Origin of the sequence: Enterobacter sp. CPE_E1241 (assembly GCF_045618265.1) — a bacterium.
GTDB classification, from domain to species: Bacteria; Pseudomonadota; Gammaproteobacteria; order Enterobacterales; family Enterobacteriaceae; genus Enterobacter; species Enterobacter adelaidei.
On record NZ_JBIWYV010000001.1, the window covers coordinates 1,841,765 to 1,864,943 of the forward strand.

General features: G+C 52.6%; 27 protein-coding genes. 24 read left to right on the plus strand and 3 right to left on the minus strand.

Features of this window, described 5'->3' with window-relative positions; genetic code table 11:
* The first annotated feature begins 413 nt into the window (after nt 1-413).
* On the plus strand, nt 414-1,361 hold the full coding sequence (rluC, locus tag ACJ9Y9_RS08905; protein ID WP_028019053.1) for a 23S rRNA pseudouridine(955/2504/2580) synthase RluC: 948 nt from the start codon (nt 414-416) through the stop codon (nt 1,359-1,361).
* Between the two features lie 51 nt (nt 1,362-1,412).
* Here the strand turns inward: rluC and ACJ9Y9_RS08910 are convergent, their stop codons facing one another.
* Nucleotides 1,413-1,997 carry a nucleoside triphosphate pyrophosphatase gene (locus tag ACJ9Y9_RS08910; RefSeq protein WP_028019052.1) on the minus strand — a complete coding sequence of 195 codons (585 nt, stop codon included), beginning with the start codon at nt 1,995-1,997 and terminating at the stop codon, nt 1,413-1,415.
* 140 nt (nt 1,998-2,137) lie between these two features.
* Here ACJ9Y9_RS08910 and yceD point away from each other — a divergent pair, with 140 nt between their 5' ends.
* From yceD to ACJ9Y9_RS09020, 22 genes are all read left to right on the plus strand, one after another.
* Nucleotides 2,138-2,659 (plus strand): 23S rRNA accumulation protein YceD, encoded by a 522-nt coding sequence (gene yceD / locus ACJ9Y9_RS08915; protein ID WP_014883375.1) that lies wholly within the window; start codon nt 2,138-2,140, stop codon nt 2,657-2,659.
* Between the two features lie 16 nt (nt 2,660-2,675).
* The gene (gene rpmF / locus ACJ9Y9_RS08920) at nt 2,676-2,849 is read left to right on the plus strand and encodes a 50S ribosomal protein L32 (protein ID WP_003857964.1); all 174 of its coding nucleotides are present in this window, start codon (nt 2,676-2,678) and stop codon (nt 2,847-2,849) included.
* 80 nt (nt 2,850-2,929) lie between these two features.
* Complete coding sequence (plsX, locus tag ACJ9Y9_RS08925) at nt 2,930-3,964, plus strand: phosphate acyltransferase PlsX (RefSeq protein WP_028019051.1); 1,035 nt, start codon at nt 2,930-2,932, stop codon at nt 3,962-3,964.
* 6 nt (nt 3,965-3,970) lie between these two features.
* Nucleotides 3,971-4,924 (plus strand): beta-ketoacyl-ACP synthase III, encoded by a 954-nt coding sequence (locus ACJ9Y9_RS08930; RefSeq protein ID WP_028019050.1) that lies wholly within the window; start codon nt 3,971-3,973, stop codon nt 4,922-4,924.
* A 15-nt stretch (nt 4,925-4,939) separates the two neighbouring features.
* On the plus strand, nt 4,940-5,869 hold the full coding sequence (gene fabD, locus ACJ9Y9_RS08935) for an ACP S-malonyltransferase (protein WP_028019049.1): 930 nt from the start codon (nt 4,940-4,942) through the stop codon (nt 5,867-5,869).
* 12 nt (nt 5,870-5,881) lie between these two features.
* Entirely contained in the window at nt 5,882-6,616 is a 735-nt protein-coding gene (gene fabG / locus ACJ9Y9_RS08940) for a 3-oxoacyl-ACP reductase FabG (RefSeq protein WP_028019048.1), read from the plus strand.
* A 154-nt stretch (nt 6,617-6,770) separates the two neighbouring features.
* Nucleotides 6,771-7,007, plus strand: coding sequence for an acyl carrier protein (gene acpP, locus ACJ9Y9_RS08945; RefSeq protein WP_003857954.1), 237 nt, complete (start codon nt 6,771-6,773; stop codon nt 7,005-7,007).
* Nucleotides 7,008-7,096: 89 nt separating this feature from the next.
* Nucleotides 7,097-8,338 (plus strand): beta-ketoacyl-ACP synthase II, encoded by a 1,242-nt coding sequence (gene fabF, locus ACJ9Y9_RS08950; RefSeq protein WP_008500794.1) that lies wholly within the window; start codon nt 7,097-7,099, stop codon nt 8,336-8,338.
* 119 nt (nt 8,339-8,457) lie between these two features.
* The gene (gene pabC, locus ACJ9Y9_RS08955; protein WP_028019047.1) at nt 8,458-9,273 is read left to right on the plus strand and encodes an aminodeoxychorismate lyase; all 816 of its coding nucleotides are present in this window, start codon (nt 8,458-8,460) and stop codon (nt 9,271-9,273) included.
* A complete protein-coding gene (gene yceG / locus ACJ9Y9_RS08960; protein ID WP_028019046.1) occupies nt 9,270-10,292 on the plus strand; it encodes a cell division protein YceG in 1,023 nt (340 codons plus the stop codon). The genes pabC and yceG overlap by 4 nt, the downstream gene beginning before the upstream one ends.
* Nucleotides 10,282-10,923: a dTMP kinase gene (gene tmk / locus ACJ9Y9_RS08965; protein WP_028019045.1), complete on the plus strand. Its 642-nt coding sequence runs from the start codon at nt 10,282-10,284 to the stop codon at nt 10,921-10,923. The genes yceG and tmk overlap by 11 nt, the downstream gene beginning before the upstream one ends.
* On the plus strand, nt 10,920-11,924 hold the full coding sequence (gene holB / locus ACJ9Y9_RS08970) for a DNA polymerase III subunit delta' (RefSeq protein ID WP_028019044.1): 1,005 nt from the start codon (nt 10,920-10,922) through the stop codon (nt 11,922-11,924). Before tmk ends, holB begins: the two co-directional genes overlap by 4 nt.
* Nucleotides 11,925-11,934: 10 nt before the next feature.
* The gene (locus ACJ9Y9_RS08975) at nt 11,935-12,729 is read left to right on the plus strand and encodes a metal-dependent hydrolase (protein WP_028019043.1); all 795 of its coding nucleotides are present in this window, start codon (nt 11,935-11,937) and stop codon (nt 12,727-12,729) included.
* Between the two features lie 298 nt (nt 12,730-13,027).
* Nucleotides 13,028-14,461: a PTS glucose transporter subunit IIBC gene (gene ptsG / locus ACJ9Y9_RS08980; RefSeq protein ID WP_028019042.1), complete on the plus strand. Its 1,434-nt coding sequence runs from the start codon at nt 13,028-13,030 to the stop codon at nt 14,459-14,461.
* A gap of 256 nt (nt 14,462-14,717) precedes the next feature.
* Complete coding sequence (gene hinT / locus ACJ9Y9_RS08985) at nt 14,718-15,077, plus strand: purine nucleoside phosphoramidase (RefSeq protein WP_028019040.1); 360 nt, start codon at nt 14,718-14,720, stop codon at nt 15,075-15,077.
* Nucleotide 15,078: 1 nt separating this feature from the next.
* A complete protein-coding gene (locus ACJ9Y9_RS08990; protein ID WP_028019039.1) occupies nt 15,079-15,453 on the plus strand; it encodes a YcfL family protein in 375 nt (124 codons plus the stop codon).
* A 10-nt stretch (nt 15,454-15,463) separates the two neighbouring features.
* Nucleotides 15,464-16,111 carry a penicillin-binding protein activator LpoB gene (gene lpoB / locus ACJ9Y9_RS08995; RefSeq protein WP_028019038.1) on the plus strand — a complete coding sequence of 216 codons (648 nt, stop codon included), beginning with the start codon at nt 15,464-15,466 and terminating at the stop codon, nt 16,109-16,111.
* A complete protein-coding gene (gene thiK / locus ACJ9Y9_RS09000; protein ID WP_028019037.1) occupies nt 16,092-16,916 on the plus strand; it encodes a thiamine kinase in 825 nt (274 codons plus the stop codon). The genes lpoB and thiK overlap by 20 nt, the downstream gene beginning before the upstream one ends.
* Nucleotides 16,917-16,927: 11 nt before the next feature.
* The gene (nagZ, locus tag ACJ9Y9_RS09005) at nt 16,928-17,953 is read left to right on the plus strand and encodes a beta-N-acetylhexosaminidase (RefSeq protein ID WP_028019036.1); all 1,026 of its coding nucleotides are present in this window, start codon (nt 16,928-16,930) and stop codon (nt 17,951-17,953) included.
* 34 nt (nt 17,954-17,987) lie between these two features.
* Nucleotides 17,988-18,530, plus strand: a complete 543-nt coding sequence (gene ycfP, locus ACJ9Y9_RS09010; protein ID WP_028019035.1) for an alpha/beta hydrolase YcfP — start codon at nt 17,988-17,990, stop codon at nt 18,528-18,530.
* A gap of 238 nt (nt 18,531-18,768) precedes the next feature.
* Complete coding sequence (locus ACJ9Y9_RS09015) at nt 18,769-20,073, plus strand: NAD(P)/FAD-dependent oxidoreductase (protein WP_028019034.1); 1,305 nt, start codon at nt 18,769-18,771, stop codon at nt 20,071-20,073.
* A 193-nt stretch (nt 20,074-20,266) separates the two neighbouring features.
* Nucleotides 20,267-20,806 (plus strand): glycine zipper 2TM domain-containing protein, encoded by a 540-nt coding sequence (locus tag ACJ9Y9_RS09020; RefSeq protein ID WP_008500779.1) that lies wholly within the window; start codon nt 20,267-20,269, stop codon nt 20,804-20,806.
* A gap of 60 nt (nt 20,807-20,866) precedes the next feature.
* On the opposite strand, the gene ACJ9Y9_RS09025 is transcribed toward ACJ9Y9_RS09020, so the two are convergent.
* Complete coding sequence (locus tag ACJ9Y9_RS09025) at nt 20,867-21,502, minus strand: TetR/AcrR family transcriptional regulator (protein WP_028019033.1); 636 nt, start codon at nt 21,500-21,502, stop codon at nt 20,867-20,869.
* A 244-nt stretch (nt 21,503-21,746) separates the two neighbouring features.
* Between ACJ9Y9_RS09025 and bhsA the strand changes: the two genes are divergently transcribed.
* Nucleotides 21,747-22,004 carry a multiple stress resistance protein BhsA gene (bhsA, locus tag ACJ9Y9_RS09030; protein ID WP_008500777.1) on the plus strand — a complete coding sequence of 86 codons (258 nt, stop codon included), beginning with the start codon at nt 21,747-21,749 and terminating at the stop codon, nt 22,002-22,004.
* Nucleotides 22,005-22,082: 78 nt separating this feature from the next.
* On the opposite strand, the gene ACJ9Y9_RS09035 is transcribed toward bhsA, so the two are convergent.
* The gene (locus ACJ9Y9_RS09035; protein ID WP_028019032.1) at nt 22,083-23,048 is read right to left on the minus strand and encodes a L,D-transpeptidase family protein; all 966 of its coding nucleotides are present in this window, start codon (nt 23,046-23,048) and stop codon (nt 22,083-22,085) included.
* Nucleotides 23,049-23,179 lie beyond the last annotated feature (131 nt).

The following is a 23,179-nucleotide window of genomic DNA, read 5'->3' on the forward strand; positions in this document are numbered from 1 at the left end:
AACACAGCGCAATTATCAGGGGAATTGCCTGGGTAGAACTCTCCAGAGAACAATCCTTATACCGGGAAGTACTGCAACCCGCAGCCCGCTAACTGCCTGAAAGATCAATACGTCTTACGCCATTGCTGCGTGGATGATCGGTCAGACAAAATTGGTCATTCCGTCAACATCCTTACAAAACCTGGATTAAACACGGAAAACGGATTCATTATTCCACTGCTCGCCGGGTTATAGCAAGATGACTTTTACCAATTATCACCCGGTTACTCACAGTTTCTTCACTTCTGAATGGTGATTGGTTTAATAACCACCAAATCGGTTGCGTGAAACGGGGGGACAGGCCGGATAAAAGTAAATATAAGCATAGAAAAATGAGTGGCGCTAATGGCTGACGATATTTAGAATCGCCAACCATGAAAACAGAGACTCCAGCCGTAAAAATGGTTGCCATCGCCGAAGATGAAGCGGGGCAACGTATCGACAACTTTTTGCGCACTCAACTGAAAGGTGTGCCAAAGAGTATGATCTACCGTATCTTGCGTAAGGGTGAGGTGCGGGTTAATAAAAAGCGCGTGAAACCTGAGTATAAGCTCGAAGCTGGCGATGAAGTGCGTATTCCGCCAGTGCGCGTTGCAGAACGTGAAGAAGAGGTCGTTTCACCTAAGCTACAAAAAGTCGCGGCCCTGAGCGATGTGATCCTTTATGAGGATGACTACATTCTGGTGCTAAATAAACCGTCAGGTACTGCTGTTCATGGTGGTAGCGGTCTGAGCTTCGGCGTGATTGAAGGGCTGCGAGCCCTGCGTCCGGAGGCGCGTTTCCTCGAACTGGTGCACCGCCTTGACCGTGACACGTCCGGCGTACTGCTGGTGGCGAAAAAACGCTCTGCACTACGTTCTTTACATGAGCAATTGCGTGAAAAAGGGATGCAGAAAGATTATCTGGCGCTGGTTCGCGGTCAGTGGCAGTCCCATGTGAAAGTGGTGCAGGCGCCATTGCTGAAAAACATTCTGCAAAGCGGCGAGCGTATTGTCCGCGTGAGCCAGGAAGGGAAACCGTCAGAGACGCGTTTCAAAGTCGAAGAGCGCTATGAGTTTGCCACACTGGTGCGCTGCAGTCCGGTGACCGGTCGTACCCACCAGATCCGCGTGCATACCCAGTTTGCAGGCCATCCTATCGCGTTTGATGATCGCTATGGCGATCGGGAGTTCGATAAGCAGCTGGCGGGCACGGGGCTGTCTCGTCTGTTCCTGCATGCGGCAGCGCTGAAGTTTACTCATCCAAATACGGGCGAAACCATCCGTATTGAAGCACCGCTGGATGACCAGTTAAAGCGCTGTCTGAAGGTTCTGCGCGGCTGATTTTGCCTGGTGCCCTCTCTCTGTGGGGGGCACCAGGACGCAATGGTTTTATCACGACGTCAGCGGATTACACGCTTCTCGCCTTAACATCTGACACAAGGCAATCAGCGGTAACCCAACCAGCGTGTTCGGGTCTCGACCTTCGAGTTTGTCGAACAGCGCAATCCCCAATCCTTCACTTTTAAAGCTCCCCGCACAGTTCAGCGGTCGCTCACGACGCACATAATCCACAATCTCTTGCTCGCTGAGATGGCGGAAGTGCACATCGAAAGGCTCGCACTCCGTTTGCAGATGGCCAGAGGCCGAGTTGTACAGCGCCAGGCCCGTATAAAAGGTGACGATATTACCGCGTGCGCTCATCAACTGCTGAATGGCATTCTCTTCGGTATGAGGTTTCCCGGTGATAACGCCGTCAAGCACGCAAACCTGATCGGAGCCTATAATCAAATGCGAAGGATAATGTGCGGCGAGCGATTGTGCTTTCTCCTTAGCAAGACGCGTCACCAGATGACGCGGTGATTCGCCAGGCTGTGGCGTCTCATCAACGTCTGGTGCAGCACATTCAAACGGGATCCCGAGCTTTTCCAGCAGCATTCGGCGGTAGGGAGAAGTGGAAGCAAGTACGAGATTTGGCATATTTTTATCACCAGATATAGCGTATCGATGCCAGCCATTTTAAACTACAGGCCGCAATGTGTGCGAATAATTGGCAAAAGGCAGCCCAGGTTGCCTTTTTCTTTGACTATATGACGTTACAAAGTTAATATGCGCGCCCTATGCAAAAGGTAAAATTACCCCTGACTCTTGATCCGGTTCGTACGGCTCAAAAACGCCTCGATTATGAAGGTATCTATACTTCCGATCAGGCCGAGCGTATTGCCGAATCCGTAGTCAGTGTGGACAGTGATGTAGAATGCTCCATGTCGTTCGCTATCGATAACCAGCGTCTCGCCGTTTTAACCGGTGATGCAAAGGTAACGGTAACGCTCGAGTGTCAGCGTTGCGGGAAACCGTTTGTACAGCATGTTCACACAACGTATTGTTTCAGTCCGGTTCGTTCTGACGAACAGGCTGAAGCACTCCCGGAAGCGTATGAGCCGATTGAGGTTAACGAATTCGGTGAAATCGATCTTCTGGCTCTGGTTGAAGATGAAATCATCCTCACCTTGCCAGTGGTTCCGGTGCATGATTCTGAACACTGTGAAGTGTCCGAGGCGGACATGGTCTTTGGGGAACTGCCTGATGAAGCGCAAAAACCAAACCCATTTGCCGTATTAGCCAGCTTAAAGCGTAAGTAATTGAGGAGTAAGGTCCATGGCCGTACAACAGAATAAACCAACCCGTTCCAAACGTGGCATGCGTCGTTCCCATGACGCGCTGACTGCAGTTACCAGCCTGTCTGTAGACAAGACTTCTGGTGAGAAACACCTGCGTCACCACATCACCGCTGACGGTTTCTACCGCGGCCGCAAGGTTATCACTAAGTAATCACGCGCAAGCGTGATGAAGCTTAGTGAGGATTTCCCCGTGCAAACGGGGAATTTACCGAACCAGGCTGCGACGATACCTTGACACGTCTAACCCTGGCGTTAGATGTCATGGGGGGAGATTTTGGCCCTTCTGTGACAGTGCCTGCAGCATTGCAGGCACTGAATTCTAATTCGCAACTCACACTTCTTTTAGTCGGCAATCCCGACACAATCACGCCATTACTTGCAAAAGCTGACTTTGAACAACGTTCGCGTCTGCAGATTATTCCTGCGCAGTCAGTTATTGCCAGTGATGCCCGGCCCTCGCAGGCGATTCGCAATAGCCGTGGTAGCTCAATGCGGATGGCGCTTGAGCTGGTGAAAGAAGGGCGAGCGCAGGCTTGCGTCAGTGCGGGAAATACCGGTGCGCTGATGGGGCTGTCGAAATTGTTGCTCAAGCCTATTGAGGGTATTGAGCGCCCGGCGCTGGTGACGGTATTACCGCATCAACAGAAGGGCAAGACAGTGGTGCTCGATTTGGGCGCGAATGTCGACTGTGATAGTACAATGCTGGCTCAGTTTGCCGTGATGGGTTCGGTGCTGGCAGAAGAAGTGGTCGGGATCAACAATCCCCGTGTTGCGTTACTGAACATTGGTGAAGAAGAGACCAAAGGCCTGGACAGCATTCGCGAAGCTGCAGAATTGCTCAAACAGGTTCCTTCCATCAACTATATTGGTTATCTCGAAGCCAATGAGTTGCTGACGGGTAAAACGGATGTTCTGGTGTGCGATGGTTTCACCGGAAACGTAACGTTAAAAACCATGGAAGGGGTCGTGCGCATGTTTCTTTCTCTGCTGAAATCTCAAGGAGAAGGCAAAAAAAGCGCCTGGTGGTTGATTTTATTGAAGCGTTGGTTACAAAAAAGCCTGACGCGGCGATTCAGTCACCTCAACCCCGACCAGTATAATGGCGCCTGTCTGTTAGGATTGCGCGGCATCGTGATTAAGAGTCATGGCGCCGCCAATCAGCGAGCATTTGCTGTCGCGATTGAACAGGCAGTGCAGGCGGTGCAGCGACAAGTCCCTCAGCGGATTGCCGCTCGCCTGGAATCTGTATTAGCTAAAAGTGACTGAGCGTACATGTATACGAAGATTTTAGGTACCGGCAGCTACCTGCCAAAACAAGTGCGTACCAACGCCGATCTGGAAAAAATGGTAGATACGTCTGACGAGTGGATTGTCACGCGCACAGGTATCCGTGAACGTCGTATCGCCGCGCCAGACGAAACCGTGTCCACCATGGGTTACGAAGCCGCACAGCGTGCTATCGAAATGGCGGGCATCGATAAAGAAGAGATTGGCCTGATCGTGGTCGCCACGACGTCAGCCACGCATGCTTTCCCAAGCGCGGCGTGCCAGGTGCAAAACATGCTCGGCATTAAGGGCTGTCCGGCGTTTGACGTCGCTGCTGCGTGTGCAGGTTTCACCTATGCCCTGAGCGTTGCCGATCAGTATGTAAAATCCGGTGCCGTGAAATATGCGCTGGTCATTGGCGCTGACGTGCTGGCGCGTACCTGCGATCCAACCGATCGCGGTACGATCATTATTTTTGGTGATGGTGCGGGTGCGGTACTGCTGGGCCAGTCCGAAGAGCCGGGCATCATCTCCACGCATCTGCATGCCGATGGAAGCTACGGTGAATTGCTGACGCTGCCTAACGCCGATCGCGTTAACCCGGATAACTCCATTTACCTGACAATGGCGGGTAATGAAGTCTTCAAGGTAGCGGTGACTGAGCTTGCGCACATTGTTGACGAGACGCTGGAAGCCAATAACCTTGAACGCACTGCACTCGACTGGCTGGTGCCGCATCAGGCGAACCTGCGAATCATCAGCGCGACCGCTAAAAAGCTGGGCATGTCGATGGATAACGTTGTGGTGACGCTGGATCGTCACGGCAACACCTCTGCGGCATCGGTACCGTGCGCATTTGATGAAGCGGTACGTGATGGACGAATTAAACGGGGCCAACTGGTCTTGCTTGAAGCCTTCGGTGGTGGGTTCACCTGGGGTTCCGCGCTGGTTCGTTTCTAGGATAAGGAATAAAAAATGACGCAATTTGCTTTTGTGTTCCCGGGCCAGGGATCTCAAACCGTTGGGATGTTGTCTGAAATGGCAGCAAACTATCCGGTAATTGAAGAGACTTTCCGTGAAGCTTCAGATGCACTGGGTTATGATCTGTGGGCACTGACTCAACAGGGGCCGGCTGAAGAACTGAACAAAACCTGGCAGACTCAGCCAGCGCTGCTGACTGCATCCGTTGCGCTGTGGCGTGTCTGGCAGCAGCAGGGCGGTAAAGCGCCAGCGCTGCTCGCGGGTCACAGCCTGGGTGAATACTCTGCGCTGGTGTGTGCCGGTGTGATCGCGTTTGCTGATGCGGTACGTCTGGTGGAACTGCGCGGTAAATTCATGCAGGAAGCCGTACCAGAAGGCACGGGTGGCATGTCTGCCATCATCGGCCTTGATGATGCCGCCATTGCGAAAGCCTGTGAAGAATCAGCCGAAGGTCAGGTCGTTTCTCCGGTTAACTTCAACTCGCCGGGCCAGGTGGTTATCGCCGGTCATAAAGAAGCGGTTGAACGTGCGGGTGCTGCCTGTAAAGCCGCGGGCGCGAAGCGTGCTCTGCCACTGCCAGTGAGCGTGCCGTCACACTGTGCGCTGATGAAGCCTGCTGCCGACAAACTGGCGGTTGAGCTGAAAAAAATTACGTTTAACGCACCGACAATTTCCGTTGTGAATAACGTCGATGTGAAATGCGAAACAGCGCCGGACGCTATCCGTGACGCGTTGATTCGCCAGCTCTACAGCCCGGTACAGTGGACCAAAACCGTTGAGTTTATGGCGTCACAGGGCGTTGAGCATCTGTATGAAGTCGGTCCAGGTAAAGTCCTCACCGGTCTGACAAAACGTATTGTTGACACCCTGACAGCTTCGGCGATTAACGAGCCAGAAGCGATGTCAGCGGCACTCTCGCAATAAAAGAGGAATACCATGAGTTTTGAAGGAAAAATCGCCCTGGTGACGGGTGCAAGCCGCGGTATCGGGCGTGCAATTGCTGAAACACTGGTTGCGCGCGGCGCGAAAGTGATTGGTACAGCAACCAGCGAGAATGGCGCTCAGGCCATCAGCGAATATCTGGGTGCAAACGGTAAAGGTCTGGTACTGAATGTGACTGAACCTGCATCCATCGAATCTGTTCTGGAAAATATTCGCGCAGAGTTCGGCGAAGTGGATATTCTGGTAAACAATGCCGGGATCACTCGTGATAACCTGTTAATGCGAATGAAAGACGACGAGTGGAACGATATTATCGAAACCAACCTGTCATCTGTATTCCGTCTGTCAAAAGCGGTAATGCGCGCTATGATGAAAAAGCGTCATGGTCGTATTATCACTGTCGGTTCTGTGGTTGGTACCATGGGAAATGCTGGTCAGGCTAACTACGCTGCGGCGAAAGCAGGTCTGATTGGTTTCAGTAAGTCGCTGGCGCGTGAAGTCGCGTCTCGCGGTATTACTGTGAACGTTGTTGCTCCGGGCTTTATTGAAACGGACATGACGCGTGCGCTGACTGAAGAACAGCGTGCGGGTACACTGGCAGCAGTTCCTGCAGGTCGCTTAGGTGACCCTAAAGAAATTGCCAGTGCGGTTGCATTTTTAGCCTCTGACGAAGCGGGTTACATCACTGGTGAGACCCTCCACGTCAACGGCGGGATGTATATGGTTTAATCACGATGAAAAATATTTGCGTTATTGTAGGGATTGGCCTCAAAATAACGTAAAATCGTGGTAAGAACTGCCGGGATTTAGTTGCAAATTTTTCAACATTTTATACACTACGAAAACCATCGCGAAAGCGAGTTTTGATAGGAAATTTAAGAGTATGAGCACTATCGAAGAACGCGTTAAGAAAATTATCGGCGAACAGCTGGGCGTTAAGCAGGAAGAAGTTGTGAACTCCGCTTCCTTCGTTGAAGACCTGGGCGCAGATTCTCTTGACACCGTTGAGCTGGTAATGGCTCTGGAAGAAGAGTTTGATACTGAGATTCCGGACGAAGAAGCTGAGAAAATCACCACCGTTCAGGCTGCCATTGATTACATCAACGGTCACCAGGCGTAAGTGAACATCTCCAGGCGGTCATTCGACCGCCTGAGTTTTATCTTTTTTGTCCCACGAATCCCTTTTTTATCCCTCCCTGGAGGACAAACGTGTCTAAGCGTCGTGTAGTTGTGACCGGACTTGGCATGTTGTCTCCTGTCGGCAATACCGTAGAGTCCACCTGGAAAGCTCTCCTTGCCGGTCAGAGCGGCATCAGCCTAATCGACCATTTCGATACTAGCGCCTATGCAACGAAATTTGCTGGCTTAGTAAAGGATTTTAACTGTGAAGAGATCATCTCGCGTAAAGAACAGCGCAAGATGGATGCCTTCATTCAATATGGAATTGTCGCTGGCGTTCAGGCCATGCAGGATTCTGGTCTTGAAATTACGGAAGAGAACGCAACCCGTATCGGTGCCGCTATTGGCTCCGGAATTGGCGGTCTTGGCCTGATTGAGGAAAACCATACATCTCTGATGAATGGTGGCCCGCGTAAGATCAGCCCGTTCTTTGTTCCGTCCACGATTGTTAACATGGTGGCGGGTCATCTGACCATCATGTTTGGCCTGCGTGGGCCAAGCATTTCTATCGCGACCGCATGTACGTCCGGCGTGCATAACATCGGCCAGGCCGCGCGTATCATTGCGTACGGCGATGCAGATGCTATGGTTGCGGGTGGTGCTGAAAAAGCCAGTACCCCGCTGGGTGTTGGTGGTTTCGGTGCCGCGCGTGCGCTGTCTACCCGCAACGATAATCCTCAGGCGGCAAGCCGTCCGTGGGATAAAGACCGTGATGGTTTCGTACTGGGTGATGGTGCGGGTATGCTCGTGCTGGAAGAGTACGAACATGCTAAAAAACGTGGCGCGAAAATTTATGCTGAAGTCGTTGGCTTTGGTATGAGTAGCGATGCTTACCACATGACGTCGCCTCCAGAGAACGGCGCAGGTGCTGCGCTGGCTATGGAGAACGCGATTCGCGACGCGGGTATTACCCCGGCACAAATTGGCTACGTAAACGCGCACGGTACTTCTACGCCAGCAGGCGATAAAGCGGAAGCTCAGGCTGTTAAGTCTATCTTCGGCGAGTCTGCCAGCCGCGTACTGGTGAGCTCCACGAAATCCATGACCGGCCACCTGTTGGGCGCGGCGGGTGCAGTAGAATCTATCTACTCCATTCTTGCCCTGCGCGATCAGGCCGTTCCGCCAACCATCAACCTGGATAACCCGGATGAAGGTTGCGATCTGGACTTCGTTCCTCACGAAGCGCGCCAGGTCAGTGGCATGGAGTACACCCTGTGTAACTCCTTCGGCTTTGGTGGTACGAATGGTTCCCTGATTTTTAAAAAGGTCTGAGCCTGACTGCCTGATGGCGATAAAAAGGTCCGCTTGTCGGACCTTTTTTATTCGGTTTTATCCCCTTGTCCGATGTTATTCACCTTGCCAGACTGTACGACCACGCATAAGGAACCAGTATGTTTCTAATCAATGGCCTTGAGCAGGACACGCTGCCTGCAAGCGACAGGGCGACTCAGTTTGGTGACGGCTGCTTCACCACGGCGCGCATTCATCATGGCGATGTCTGTTTACTTGCAGAGCATATCCGACGATTGCGGGGTGCCTGTGAAAAACTGCTGATCCCTTTCACGGACTGGGACACACTTGCCGGCGAGATGGCTCAACGGGCAAAAGGGCATTCCAGCGGCGTGCTGAAAGTGATCATCAGCCGTGGTAGTGGTGGCCGGGGTTACAGTGGCGCGAGCTGCCAGCATCCGGTGCGGATCCTCTCCGTTTCTGCATATCCTTCACATTATGAACGTTGGCGTCATGACGGTATCACGCTTGAATTAAGCCCGGTACGTCTTGGACGAAACCCTGCGCTTGCCGGAATAAAACACCTTAACCGTCTTGAGCAGGTCTTGATCCGCGCTCATCTTGACCAGTCAGACGCAGACGAGGCCCTGGTCCTTGACAGCGAAGGGTTCATTACTGAATGCTGTGCGGCTAATTTATTCTGGCGGCAGGGCAGCGATGTCTTTACGCCGAAGCTTGATCAGGCTGGCGTAAATGGCATTATGCGCCAGTTTTGTCTACAGCAACTGGCACACTCTGGTTTTCGCGTTGTCGAAGTTAACGCAGCTGAGAATGCGCTGATAACAGCAGAAGAGGTCGTTGTCTGTAATGCGTTAATGCCAGTTGTACCTGTTCGCGCCTGCGGCCAACATCGCTGGTCATCGCGCGAGCTGTATCATTTTTTAGCCCCGTTATGTGAGCAAACCAGAACGTCATGAAGAAAATGTTGCGCTTTATCCTGCTCCTGGTTGTTGTGCTGGCTATTGCTGGCGGAGTCGGAGTGTGGAAGGTTCGTCAGCTGGCGGACAGCAAGCTTCTGATCAAAGAAGAGACAATATTTACCCTTAAAGCAGGAACCGGACGGCTGGCGCTGGGTGAACAGCTTTACAGCGATAAAATCATTAACCGTCCGCGTGTCTTCCAGTGGCTATTGCGTATCGAACCTGAGCTGTCGCACTTCAAAGCCGGTACCTATCGTTTTACACCTGGCATGACCGTCAGAGACATGCTGCAACTGCTGGAAAGCGGTAAAGAGGCTCAATTCCCGCTGCGTTTTGTGGAAGGGATGCGCCTGAGCGATTATCTCAAACAGCTGCGTGACGCGCCGTATATCAAACATACGTTAAAAGACGATAGCTATCAGACGGTGGCTGACGCGCTGAAGTTTGAACACCCGGAATGGGTGGAAGGCTGGTTCTGGCCAGACACCTGGATGTACACGGCAGGCACCACCGATGTGGCGATTTTGAAGCGGGCACATAAAAAAATGGTCACCGCGGTGGATTCCGCCTGGGAAGGGCGAATGGAAGGGCTGCCATATAAAGATCAAAACCAGTTTGTCACGATGGCCTCAATCATAGAGAAAGAGACGGCCGTCGCGACCGAGCGCGATCGGGTTGCATCGGTGTTTATCAACCGTCTGCGCATCGGTATGCGTCTGCAAACCGACCCTACTGTCATCTACGGCATGGGAGAGAGTTATGCGGGTAAGATCTCGAGAAAAGATCTTGAGACGCCAACGGCGTATAATACCTACGTGATTAGCGGGTTACCGCCAGGCCCGATTGCCACACCAAGTGAAGCTTCTCTGCGTGCGGCCGCACATCCGGCTAAAACACCGTATCTCTATTTTGTGGCTGATGGAAAAGGGGGGCATACCTTTAACACCAACCTTGCCAGCCATAATCGCTCTGTTCAGGACTATCTGAAGGCACTTAAGGAAAAAAATGCGCAGTAAATACATTGTCATTGAGGGACTCGAAGGGGCGGGTAAAACCACCGCTCGCAACGTGGTGGTTGATACACTCAACGCGCTCGGCGTTGCGGACATGGTCTTTACCCGCGAGCCGGGCGGCACGCAGCTGGCTGAAAAGCTGCGTAGCCTGGTGCTGGATATTAAATCCGTTGGCGATGAAGTTATCACGGACAAAGCTGAAGTTTTGATGTTTTACGCTGCGCGCGTACAGTTGGTTGAGACGGTAATCAAACCCGCGCTGGCCGCTGGCAAGTGGGTAATCGGCGACCGTCACGATCTGTCTACTCAGGCGTATCAGGGGGGGGGGCGTGGTATTGACCAGACGATGCTGGCCACGCTGCGTAATGCCGTGCTCGGTGATTTTCGTCCCGATTTGACGCTCTATCTGGATGTGACCCCGGAAGTGGGGCTGAAACGTGCCCGTGCGCGCGGTGAACTGGACCGTATTGAGCAGGAATCTCTCGACTTCTTTAACCGCACTCGTGCGCGTTATCTGGAGCTGGCAGCGCAGGATAGTTCTATTCGCACTATTGATGCGACCCAATCTCTGGAAGAGGTTACCCGCTCTATTCAGCAAACCGTGACGCAGTGGCTTCGGGAGCAGCAGGCATGAAATGGTATCCATGGTTGCGCCCACACTTTGAACAGCTGATCAGCAGCTATCAGGCGGGTCGGGGGCATCATGCGTTACTGATTCAGGCGTTGCCAGGGATGGGGGATGATGCGTTGATTTATGCCATCACCCGTTTTCTGATGTGCCAGCAACCGGAAGGGCACAAGAGCTGTGGTAAATGCCGTGGCTGTCAGCTGATGCAGGCGGGCACGCATCCTGACTACTACACGCTTGAGCCTGAGAAGGGCAAAAACACGCTGGGTATTGATGCCGTGCGTGAAGTCAGTGAAAAATTGTACGAACACGCGCGACTGGGCGGCGCAAAAGTGGTCTGGCTTAAAGACGCCACACTGCTTACTGAGGCGGCAGCGAACGCACTCTTGAAAACCCTGGAAGAGCCGCCGGAAAAAACGTGGTTCTTCCTCTCTTGCCGTGACCCGGGACGATTACTGGCGACGCTGCGCAGTCGTTGTCGGCTTCATCACCTTGCAGTGCCTCAGGAATCGTGGGCGTTAAGCTGGCTGGAGCGAGAGGTGACAACGTCACAAAATGGTGCGCTGGCCGCATTGCGTCTGAGCAGCGGTGCGCCTGCTGCAGCTCTGGCACTGCTGCAACCTGATGTCTGGTCGCAGCGAGAGACGCTCTGTAAGGCAGTCGACTCTTCACTCAACAGCCATGACTGGCTAAGTTTGCTGCCTGCACTGAATAGCGATCAGGCCGTTGAACGTCTGCACTGGCTGGCCTCCTTACTTCTGGATGCACTCAAGATCCAGCAAGGTGCAATGCTGCTGACCAACCTGGATGTGTGGCCGCTGGTGAACACACTGGCAAACCGCCTCTCAGGTACGGTTCTGCACGCTATCCTTCATGAGGTTTGCCAGAGCCGTGAACAGCTTTTGACAGTCACTGGTCTTAATCGCGAGCTGTTACTGACCGACCAGTTACTGCGTATTGAACATTACCTGCAACCAGGCATCACACCGCCTGTTTCCCATCTCTGAGAGAGACATTATGTTTTTAGTCGACTCACACTGCCATCTTGATGGCCTGGATTATCAATCTCTGCATAAAAACGTCGATGACGTGCTGGCGAAAGCCGCCGCCCGCGATGTGAAATTCTGTCTTGCGGTAGCAACCACGCTGCCGGGCTACCGCTCCATGCGCGAGTTGGTGGGCGTTCGCGATAACGTGGTGTTCTCCTGTGGCGTGCATCCGTTGAATCAGGACGAGGCGTACGACGTTGAGGACTTACGTCGTCTGGCGGCGGAAGAGGGTGTTGTCGCGATGGGTGAGACAGGGCTGGACTATTTCTACACACCTGAAACTAAATCTCGCCAGCAGGAGTCCTTCCGCCATCATATCCGCATTGGCCGCGAACTTAACAAGCCGGTCATTGTTCATACCCGCGATGCGCGTGCCGATACGCTGGCGATCCTCCGGGAAGAAAACGTGACGGATTGTGGTGGCGTACTACACTGTTTCACAGAAGACAGAGAAACGGCGGGCAAACTGCTTGATTTGGGGTTTTATATTTCGTTTTCTGGGATCGTGACGTTCCGTAATGCAGAGCAGCTCCGTGATGCTGCGCGTTATGTTCCGCTCGATCGCATTCTGGTGGAAACAGACTCTCCTTATCTGGCACCGGTACCGCATCGCGGTAAAGAGAACCAGCCAGCCATGACGAGAGATGTAGCTGAGTACATGGCCGTGCTTAAAGGTGTCAGTATTGAAGAGCTGGCCCGCGTCACGACCGAAAACTTCTCTACGCTGTTCCATATCGACCCCGCCCGCCTGCAATCTGTTTGATACACCTGTTTTTTTTAGGCTCGTAATTAATAAATAAAACGAGTAAAGTTCACCGCCTCATTTGGGGCGGTGAGGGTGTTTTTAGACACATCCAGACATGCTTTTTGTAAATAACTGAAAGTTTTTCGACCGCCTTAAGCTGAAACGTGATAGCCGTCAAACAAACCCAGAGGGAATTATTTTACTCTGTGTAATAAATAAAGGGCGCTTAGATGTCCCGTCCACGGCACGGTACTCCCCCCGGGCCAATGCGTGAAAGCGTAAAAAAAAGCACAAATACTCAGGAGCACTCTCAATTATGTTTAAGAATGCATTTGCTAACCTGCAAAAGGTCGGTAAATCGCTGATGCTGCCAGTATCCGTACTGCCTATCGCAGGTATCCTGCTGGGTGTCGGTTCTGCAAACTTCAGCTGGCTGCCAGCCGTAGTATCCCATGTGATGGCCGAAGCAGGCGGTTCTGTCTTTGCTAACATGCCTCTGATCTTCGCGATCGGTGTGGCTCTGGGCTTCACTAATAACGACGGCGTTTCTGCGCTGGCAGCAGTTGTGGCCTACGGCATCATGGTGAAAACCATGGCTGTGGTTGCACCACTGGTTCTGCACTTACCTGCAGAAGAGATCGCTGCGAAACACCTGGCTGATACCGGTGTTCTGGGCGGTATCATCTCCGGTGCGATTGCGGCCTATATGTTTAACCGCTTCTATCGCATCAAGCTGCCTGAGTATCTGGGCTTCTTCGCGGGCAAGCGTTTCGTTCCGATCATCTCTGGTCTGGCAGCGATTTTCACTGGTGTGATCTTGTCCTTCATCTGGCCACCAATTGGTTCCGCGATTCAGGCATTCTCTCAGTGGGCGGCCTACCAGAACCCAGTTGTTGCGTTCGGTATCTACGGCTTCGTTGAACGCTGCCTGGTACCATTCGGTCTGCACCACATCTGGAACGTACCTTTCCAGATGCAGATTGGTGAATACACCAACGCGGCAGGCCAGGTATTCCACGGTGATATCCCACGCTACATGGCGGGTGACCCAACTGCAGGTAAACTGTCAGGTGGCTTCCTGTTCAAAATGTACGGTCTGCCAGCTGCCGCGATTGCTATCTGGCACTCTGCTAAGCCAGAGAACCGTGCAAAAGTGGGTGGTATCATGATCTCCGCAGCGTTGACCTCGTTCCTGACCGGTATCACCGAGCCGATCGAGTTCTCCTTCATGTTCGTTGCACCGATCCTGTACGTTATCCACGCGATTCTGGCGGGTCTGGCGTTCCCAATCTGTATCCTGCTGGGTATGCGTGACGGTACTTCCTTCTCTCACGGCCTGATCGACTTCATCGTTCTGTCCGGTAACAGCAGCAAACTGTGGCTGTTCCCAATCGTTGGTGCGTGCTATGCCGTTGTTTACTACACCATCTTCCGTGTGCTGATCAAAGCACTGGACCTGAAAACTCCAGGTCGTGAAGATGCAACAGAAGACAGCAAAGCAGGTGTAACCAGCGAAATGGCTCCGGCACTGGTTGCCGCGTTCGGCGGTAAAGAGAACATCACTAACCTGGACGCGTGCATCACCCGTCTGCGTGTGAGCGTTGCCGACGTCGCGAAAGTAGACCAGCCTGGCCTGAAAAAACTGGGTGCAGCAGGTGTTGTTGTGGCTGGTTCTGGTGTTCAGGCAATCTTCGGTACTAAATCCGATAACCTGAAAACCGAAATGGATGAGTACATCCGCGGCCACTAAGTTGTGACCAGGGGAGACTAAGGCAGCCGAATGGCTGCCTTTTTTATTGGTGCGGAATATGTCTTAAAAAACGTCTCTAAGGCGCGCAAGCGGTCACTCTTCATACAGCAGATGAACATTCGGGAAAGAAATCGGGGGAGAAGGTTGAAAGGACAGGAGAAACTCGCTCATACTCTTGCGTTATGTCACACGATCGTTGAGAGAGTGTGTTAACAGCGGATGCACCACGTCAGACTAAACACAAAAGGAAAAGGTCATGGCTGAAGAAACGATTTTCAGTAAAATTATCCGTCGCGAAATTCCTTCGGATATCGTCTATCAGGATGAACTGGTGACGGCTTTCCGGGACATTTCCCCTCAGGCACCGACTCACATCCTCATCATTCCTAATATTCTGATTCCAACCGTAAACGACGTAAAAGCCGAGCACGAACTGGCGTTAGGTCGTATGCTGACGGTGGCCGCGAAAATTGCTGAACAGGAAGGGATTGCTGAAGACGGCTACCGCCTGATCATGAACTGTAATCGTCATGGCGGCCAGGAAGTTTATCATATTCACATGCATCTGCTGGGTGGACGTCCTCTGGGACCGATGCTGGCACATAAAGGTCTTTGACATGCTTAAAGGGCGTATTGCAGCGCTGATACTGATGGTGATGATTGCGGGGTGCAGCTCGCGTCCGGCGATCCCCGTGAGTGATGAACAGACGCTGGTGATGGAATCTTCTGTGCTTGCTGCGGGCATTACGGCGCAACAACCTGCGTTGACCATCAGTGAAATCAACTCTTCTGCTTCCTCTACGCTCTTTAATGAAAGACATGAGCCTGTGACGGTTCATTACCGTTTTTTCTGGTATGACGTAAGAGGTCTTGAAATGCACCCGCTGGAGGCGCCGCGCAGCGTCACGATTCCGGCAAGGTCGTCGGTAACGCTCTATGGCAGCGCCAACTATCTGGGTGCACATAAGGTGAGACTTTATCTTTATCTGTAAGGGGTGAACCTTGATTAAAAATATGAGCCGTTATGCGCTCGTGACAGCTTTTGCTTTATTCCTCGCAGGGTGTGTGACCCGTACAGAGCAGCCTGCGCCTGTGGAAGAAGCTAAACCCGGGACTGAGCAGCCGACACAACCCACGCAGCCGGAGCCAACCGTGCCGTCTGTACCGTCAATCCCGTCGCAGCCGGGCCCGATTGAACATCCGGATCAGACGTCACAACCAGCGCCACGCGTGCGTCATTATGACTGGAACGGTGCGATGCAGCCGATGGTGGGAAAAATGCTGCAGGCTCAAGGCGTGACGGCAGGCAGTGTGTTGCTGGTGGATAGCGTGAACAACCGTACCAATGGTTCACTGAACGCGGGTGAAGCGACAGAGACGCTGCGCAATGCTCTGGCAAACAACGGTAAGTTTACGCTGGTCTCGGCTCAGCAGCTCGCGGTGGCTAAACAGCAACTGGGCCTGTCACCACAGGATAGTCTCGGTACCCGTAGCAAGGCGATCGGTATTGCCCGTAACGTAGGTGCACAGTACGTGTTGTACTCTAACGCCACCGGGAATGTGAATACGCCAGCTCTGCAGATGCAATTGATGCTGGTTCAGACAGGCGAAATTATCTGGTCAGGTAAAGGTGCCGTTACGCAGCAGTGAATTTACGCGTGAAGAGATCCTGACGCGTTATTTTCCCCAGTATCGCCTTATCGCGCCGCAGGCCCATTCCGGGCTTGGCGGCGCGAGTTGCATTATAGAGCGAGACGAACAACGGTTGGTATTGCGGCAGAACCATGATCCTTTCGCACCTGCTTCCCATTTTCGTCGTCAGTTTCGCGCCCTGAAGCGTCTTCCGTCGGATCTTGTGCCTAAACCCTGTTTTTTCCGGCAGGGCTGGATGGCTGTTGCGTATCTGGCGGGGAAGGTCAAAAGCGAGCTCCCGGACACCCCTGTGCTTGCGTCTATGTTGTATCATTTGCACCAGCAGCCGCGTCTGGGGTGGCGAATCGCACTGCTTCCATTGCTTGAGCACTACTGGCAGCAAGCCCTGCCAGACAGACGTACCCCAATGTGGCTTGCTCATCTTAAACGGCTGCGTAAAGCGGGTGAGCCACAGCCGATGCGGCTCTCTCCGTTGCATATGGATGTTCATATTGGGAACATTGTTCATACGTCAGCAGGAGCCAGGCTTATCGACTGGGAATATGCCGGAGACGGCGATGTGGCGCTTGAGCTGGCGGCAGTCTGGACAGAGAGTGAAGCCGCGCGGCAAAACCTCGTCCGAGACTACGCCAGGATGGCACATTTTGATGTTGAAGCGCTTGCGCGTCAGGTCAGGCGGTGGCGACCTTGGGTCGTGATGCTGATGGCTGGCTGGTTTGAAATGCGTTTGCAGCAGTCCAGAGACAAACAATTTATTGCGCTGGCAGACGATGCCTGGCGTCAGTTACAAACTAAAGGATAAGAGAGGTTGGTGTGGGTCCAGTCATGTTGGATGTAGAAGGGTTTGAACTGGATGCGGAAGAGCGTGAGATTCTGGCGCATCCGCAGGTGGGTGGTCTGATCCTGTTTACCCGCAACTATCACGATCCGGCACAGCTGCGTGAACTGGTGCGCCAGATCCGCGACGCATCGCGCAATCATCTGGTGGTGGCCGTCGATCAGGAAGGTGGACGCGTGCAGCGTTTTCGCGAAGGTTTTACCCGTCTGCCAGCAGCCCAGTCTTTTGCTGCGCTGCTGGGTACAGATGAGGGGGGAAAACTGGCGCAGGAAGCTGGCTGGCTGATGGCCAGTGAAATGATTGCCATGGATATCGACATTAGTTTTGCCCCGGTTCTGGACGTGGGACATATCAGCGCTGCCATTGGTGAACGCTCATATCATGAAGATCCACGTATTGCGCTGGCGATGGCGACCCGGTTTATCGACGGCATGCACGATGCGGGAATGAAAACCACCGGGAAACACTTCCCGGGCCACGGTGCAGTGACCGCGGACTCGCACAAAGAAACTCCGCGCGATCCGCGCCCGGAAGCGGAAATTCGAGCCAAAGATATGTCGGTGTTCCGCTCGCTTATCACCGATAACAAGCTGGACGCCATTATGCCAGCGCACGTGATTTACAGCGACGTCGACCCGCGTCCTGCCAGCGGCTCTTCGCACTGGCTGAAAACCGTTCTGCGTGAGGAGTTGGGGTTCAATGGCGTGATTTTCTCAGACGACTTGTCGATGGAAGGGGCCGCGATTATGGGCAGCTATGCGGAACGCGGTCAGGCGTCGCTGGATGCAGGTTGCGATATGATCCTGGTCTGCAATAATCGTAAAGGTGCCGTTAGCGTGCTGGATAACCTGTCGCCGATCAATGCACAGCGTGTTACACAATTGTATCATAAAGGTTCATTTAGCCGTCAGGAGTTGATGGATTCGGCCCGCTGGAAGGCGGTCAACGCCCGGCTTGAAGACCTGAATGAGCGCTGGCAGGCACATAAAGCCAGCCTGTAAACCCTCCCGGAAGGCGTAGCGTGGTGAGAAGACAATGATCATCTATTTACACGGTTTTGACTCAAACAGCCCTGGTAATCATGAGAAGGTGTTGCAACTGCAGTTTATTGATCCGGATGTTCGGCTGATCAGTTACAGCACGCGCCATCCGAAGCATGACATGCAACATCTTCTCAAAGAAGTGGACAAGATGTTGCAGCTCAACGTCGATGACCGTCCGTTGATTTGCGGTGTAGGACTGGGCGGCTACTGGGCGGAACGCATTGGCTTCCTGTGCGACATCCGCCAGGTGGTGTTCAATCCTAACCTTTTCCCGAACGAGAATATGGAAGGCAAAATTGACCGTCCGGAAGAGTACGTCGATATTGCGACCAAGTGCGTCAGCAATTTTCGTGAGAAAAACCGCGACCGCTGTCTGGTGATCCTTTCACGTAAAGATGAGGCGCTCAACAGCCATCGGGCTGCTGAACTGCTGCATCATTACTATGAAATTGTCTGGGACGAAGAACAGACGCACAAATTCAAAAACATCTCACCGCACCTGCAGCGTATCAAAGCGTTTAAAACGCTGGGTTAACCTCTCATCCGCAGGCACCAAAGCCCGGCCGCGAAAGCGTACCGGGCTTTCTTTTTGACTAGAATTGTCTACTTTTAAGCCATCAAAACTTGATGCATATCAATTTTGGTATGACCAATGCGCCTGACGTGGTATTCTCAATGCACCTGAATGGTTTCAGTACTGTAACCTGTTGTTAATTAAGGGTTATTTTTATAACTTTTAATTAACAATTGGTTAATAATTTGAGGGGGTCACGTTGACTACGCCATTGAAAAAGATAGTGATTGTAGGCGGTGGTGCTGGCGGGCTGGAGCTGGCTACACAGCTGGGCAAGAAGCTGGGTCGCGGTAAAAAAGCCAAAATTACGCTGGTAGATCGTAACCACAGCCACCTGTGGAAACCGTTGCTGCACGAAGTGGCAACCGGTTCTCTGGATGAGGGTGTGGATGCGCTCAGCTATCTGGCGCACGCGCGCAACCATCATTTCCAGTTCCAGCTGGGCTCGGTGGTGGATATCAACCGTGAAAGCAAAACCATCACCCTGGCAGAGCTGCGCGATGAAAAAGGGGAGCTGCTGGTTCCTGAGCGTAAACTGGCGTATGACACGCTGGTCATGGCGCTGGGCAGTACCTCCAACGACTTCAACACGCCAGGCGTGAAAGAGCACTGTATCTTCCTCGATAACCCGCACCAGGCGCGTCGTTTCCATCAGGAAATGCTGAACCTGTTCCTGAAGTACACCAGCAATTTGGGTGCGAACGGTAAAGTTAATATCGCCATTGTCGGCGGTGGTGCGACGGGCGTAGAGCTGTCTGCGGAACTGCACAATGCGGTGAAACAGCTGCACAGCTACGGTTACAAAGGGTTAACCAACGAAGCGCTGAACGTCACGCTGGTTGAAGCCGGTGAGCGCATTCTGCCTGCGCTGCCGCCACGTATTTCCGGTGCGGCGCACAATGAGCTCACCAAACTGGGCGTGCGGGTGCTGACGCAGACGATGGTGACCAGCGCAGACGAAGGTGGCTTGCACACCAAGGACGGCGAATACATCAAAGCGGATCTGATGGTCTGGGCAGCGGGTATCAAAGCACCTGACTTTATGAAAGATATCGGCGGCCTGGAAACGAACCGCATTAACCAGCTGGTGACGGAGCCGACGCTGCAAACTACACGTGATCCTGAAATTTTTGCTATCGGTGACTGTGCTTCCTGCGCGCGTCCTGAAGGTGGATTCGTGCCGCCGCGCGCCCAGGCTGCTCACCAGATGGCAAGCCTGGTGCTGCACAACATTCTGGCGCAGTACAAAGGCAAGCCATTGAAAGGCTATGTCTATAAAGACCACGGTTCTCTGGTATCGCTGTCAAACTTCTCTACCGTCGGCAGCCTGATGGGCAACCTGATGCGTGGCTCAATGATGGTAGAAGGGCGCATTGCCCGCTTCGTGTATATCTCCCTGTACCGTATGCACCAGATTGCGCTGCACGGCTACTTCAAAACCGGGCTGATGATGCTGGTGGGCAGAATCAACCGTGTGATCCGTCCGCGTCTTAAGCTGCACTAATCTTTCACTCCCTCCGGGTCCTCCGGAGGGAGTTTTTAGCATATCATGCTGCTCATCATAGATTGAGTGCTTAAGAGTTCTCCTAAATACAATATATCTCCTCTCAACGCCCCTTTTTTGATCCTTTATCTTATTGGCGAAGCCTTGTCTCCATTGCAAAATTGTTACCAATAGCAACAAAGGAGGAAGTCCCGTGAATAAATCAATGTTGGCGGGTATAGGGATTGGCGTCGCGGCTGCGTTAGGTGTGGCTGCCGTTGCCAGTCTCAACGTATTAGATCGCGGCCCGCAGTATGCACAGGTGGTTTCTGCTACACCGATTAAAGAAACCGTGAAAACCCCTCGTCAGGAGTGCCGCAACGTCTCCGTTACGCACCGTCGTCCGGTACAGGATGAAAACCGCATTGCCGGTTCTGTTCTGGGTGCGGTAGCGGGGGGCGTAATTGGTCACCAGTTTGGTGGTGGTCGGGGTAAAGATGTGGCGACCGTGGTCGGCGCGCTGGGCGGCGGCTATGCCGGTAACCAGGTGCAGGGCGCGATGCAGGATAATGATACCTACACTACGACTCAGCAACGCTGCAAAACCGTCTATGACAAGTCGGAAAAAATGCTGGGTTATGACGTGACGTACAAAATTGGCGATCAGCAGGGCAAAATCCGCATGGATAAAGATCCTGGCACACAAATTCCACTGGATGGAAATGGTCAGCTGGTTCTGAATAACAAAGTGTAAAAAAGATGTTCTCTGAATTTAGCTCCTCATGCGCTCAGGCTGAGGAGCTTTTTTTTTGCTTCAGATTTTGAGTAGTTCAGGCCACAGTCGTAGGGTGGTGTCGGTAATACTCTGCAGTTTTTCCAGCGTTGCGCCTTCACGTGCGCTTATCGACATCCCCTGCAAAATACAGCTCAGGTATTGCGCCAGTATCTGTGGATTGCAATGCGCGGGAATTTCACCACGCTGCTGACGCTGTGCCAGAAACGCACTTAGCGTCTCCTCCTGCATGGCATGACGCGACTTCACCGTTTTAGCGATCTCTTTAGAGGACGCCGCAAGGGTGGCAGAGGTGTTAATCATAAAGCAGCCCGCAGGCGTATCTTTACTGGTGAAGCAAGTGGCGACGGTAGTGAAAAAGTCCCGTAGCGCCTGTTCAACGCTTTTCTCTTCACAAAAAAGTTGGGCTTCGTGCTTCGCTGCAAAGCGCGAAATGTATCTGTCCAGCACTGCCCTGAACAGCCCCTCTTTATTGGTAAATTCGGCATACAGCGTCGGCGCTTTGGCTCCGGTAGCTTCTACCAGATCGGAAAGCGAAGTTGCTTCATACCCATGTTGCCAGAAGAGAGTCATGGCCTTATCAAGCGCTGCATCCCTGTCAAACACTTTTGGTCGGCCACGGCTTTTCTTCGCACAACTCGTGACATCGGTTGTCATTTGCCGTTGGTCCTCTGTTGGTTTGGTGAATGACCATTATAAAAATAAACGCAACCCACCACCAGTGCAGAATGCTTAAAAATAAATTAATCATATGCGTATGAAAAATAACGACTTTAAAAATAAGTTAATGCTTGTTATAAAATTATGTTGACGCGTGACCTGGATCACATTTATTATTTACCTATCGATCGTTAACTAAATGATTAACGACCTCCAAATTCATCTGCTAAAGGTAAACATCATGAAAAACGTAAAAACCCTCATCGCTGCTGCAGTCCTGAGTTCACTTTCATTCGCAAGCTTTGCAGCTGTACAGGTGCAATCCACCCCTGTAGATCAGCATAAAGTTGGCACTATCTCTGCGTCTGCCGGTACTAACCTGGGCTCCCTGGAAGATCAGCTGGCGCAAAAAGCACAAGAGATGGGTGCAAAATCTTACCGCATCACCTCTGTTACCGGTCCTAACACGCTGCACGGCACTGCTGTTATCTACAAATAAGCCCGGCTGAACCCTCATTTATGCCACTGCAATAAAAAAACGCCCTGCATGAGCAGGGCGTTTTTCTTATCTGTGCGTTTACATCGCCTGTGAAGCGACGTTGTGATGTCGGGTGACATCGGTTGGCATTCCCGACCGGGCCTCCATTGCGCGCTCCATGACTACGCCATCGGTGCTGGTATTCGTTTTAAAACTTACCATTGCGGCATTCAGGTTAATGGGCAATGTCTGCGGGTCATCGCCGATGTTTTTCGATAATGGCTGGTGAACTTCTACCAGTCGCACGCCACCCGGCTCTTCCGTGACTTTAATCGGCGTATTGATAATATTCACCTTGGTTCCCGGTGTGATGACGTTGAAAAGCGTCTTGATATCGTCATCACGCAGACGAATACAGCCGGAGCTGACGCGCATGCCGATGCCAAAGTCTGCATTCGTTCCATGCAACAGATAGACACCACCGTAAGCCGCCAGGCGAATCGCGTGGTGACCCATTGGGTTGTCAGGTCCTGCCGGGACAACAACCGGAAGGTCGATGCCCTGTGCTTTATAACGGGCACGAATATTAGCCGTGGGTGTCCAGGTTGGGTTAGCGCGCTTATCTGATACTGTGGTAACCATCGTTGGCGTCAGGGTATCACCGCCCAACTGACCAATACCGATAGGGTAGACAGTAACTTCATTCTTACCCGGTGGGTAATAGTAGAGACGTAACTCTGCCAGATTTATGACGATCCCCTCGCGCGGGGCGTCCGGCAGGATTGTTTGCAACGGGATGGTGAGTACGCTGCCCGCACGCGGTACATAAGGGTCCACGCCAGGGTTCGCCTGAAGAAGCGCCAGAAAACCGACGTTATATTTTTTAGCAATCGCTTCCAGTGAGCCACCATTGTTTTCAACCACATGAAAGCGGTTTTCCCCCACGACCTTGCTGCCCGGTGGTGGAAGTGGCCAGGTGTTTGCACGGGCAGGAAGCGCAACCGCGACGGTGGCTGCCAGCGCAAACAATGTTATCCAGCGAGTAAAACGCGAAGAGGTCATCATTACCATAGTCCATATAAATATTAAGGTTATTGTTTTATAAGGCGTTAATGATAATTATGGCGAATGGGTGTGTCGGGAAGATCGGGTGAAGTGCAAAGTGTTTGTAAATTCTCCCCCCGCTAGAGGGGGAG

Coding starts and splice junctions, on each gene's coding strand:
- fabG (WP_028019048.1), top strand. CDS start 5,882: ATGAGTTTTGAAGGAAAAATCGCCCTGGTGACGGGTGCAAGCCGCGGT.
- ACJ9Y9_RS08930 (WP_028019050.1), top strand. CDS start 3,971: ATGTATACGAAGATTTTAGGTACCGGCAGCTACCTGCCAAAACAAGTG.
- pabC (WP_028019047.1), top strand. CDS start 8,458: ATGTTTCTAATCAATGGCCTTGAGCAGGACACGCTGCCTGCAAGCGAC.
- ptsG (WP_028019042.1), top strand. CDS start 13,028: ATGTTTAAGAATGCATTTGCTAACCTGCAAAAGGTCGGTAAATCGCTG.
- rpmF (WP_003857964.1), top strand. CDS start 2,676: ATGGCCGTACAACAGAATAAACCAACCCGTTCCAAACGTGGCATGCGT.
- acpP (WP_003857954.1), top strand. CDS start 6,771: ATGAGCACTATCGAAGAACGCGTTAAGAAAATTATCGGCGAACAGCTG.
- holB (WP_028019044.1), top strand. CDS start 10,920: ATGAAATGGTATCCATGGTTGCGCCCACACTTTGAACAGCTGATCAGC.
- ACJ9Y9_RS09035 (WP_028019032.1), bottom strand. CDS start 23,048: ATGATGACCTCTTCGCGTTTTACTCGCTGGATAACATTGTTTGCGCTG.
- ACJ9Y9_RS08910 (WP_028019052.1), bottom strand. CDS start 1,997: ATGCCAAATCTCGTACTTGCTTCCACTTCTCCCTACCGCCGAATGCTG.
- hinT (WP_028019040.1), top strand. CDS start 14,718: ATGGCTGAAGAAACGATTTTCAGTAAAATTATCCGTCGCGAAATTCCT.
- tmk (WP_028019045.1), top strand. CDS start 10,282: ATGCGCAGTAAATACATTGTCATTGAGGGACTCGAAGGGGCGGGTAAA.
- rluC (WP_028019053.1), top strand. CDS start 414: ATGAAAACAGAGACTCCAGCCGTAAAAATGGTTGCCATCGCCGAAGAT.
- yceD (WP_014883375.1), top strand. CDS start 2,138: ATGCAAAAGGTAAAATTACCCCTGACTCTTGATCCGGTTCGTACGGCT.
- fabD (WP_028019049.1), top strand. CDS start 4,940: ATGACGCAATTTGCTTTTGTGTTCCCGGGCCAGGGATCTCAAACCGTT.
- yceG (WP_028019046.1), top strand. CDS start 9,270: ATGAAGAAAATGTTGCGCTTTATCCTGCTCCTGGTTGTTGTGCTGGCT.
- ACJ9Y9_RS09025 (WP_028019033.1), bottom strand. CDS start 21,502: ATGACAACCGATGTCACGAGTTGTGCGAAGAAAAGCCGTGGCCGACCA.
- bhsA (WP_008500777.1), top strand. CDS start 21,747: ATGAAAAACGTAAAAACCCTCATCGCTGCTGCAGTCCTGAGTTCACTT.
- ycfP (WP_028019035.1), top strand. CDS start 17,988: ATGATCATCTATTTACACGGTTTTGACTCAAACAGCCCTGGTAATCAT.
- ACJ9Y9_RS08990 (WP_028019039.1), top strand. CDS start 15,079: ATGCTTAAAGGGCGTATTGCAGCGCTGATACTGATGGTGATGATTGCG.
- ACJ9Y9_RS08975 (WP_028019043.1), top strand. CDS start 11,935: ATGTTTTTAGTCGACTCACACTGCCATCTTGATGGCCTGGATTATCAA.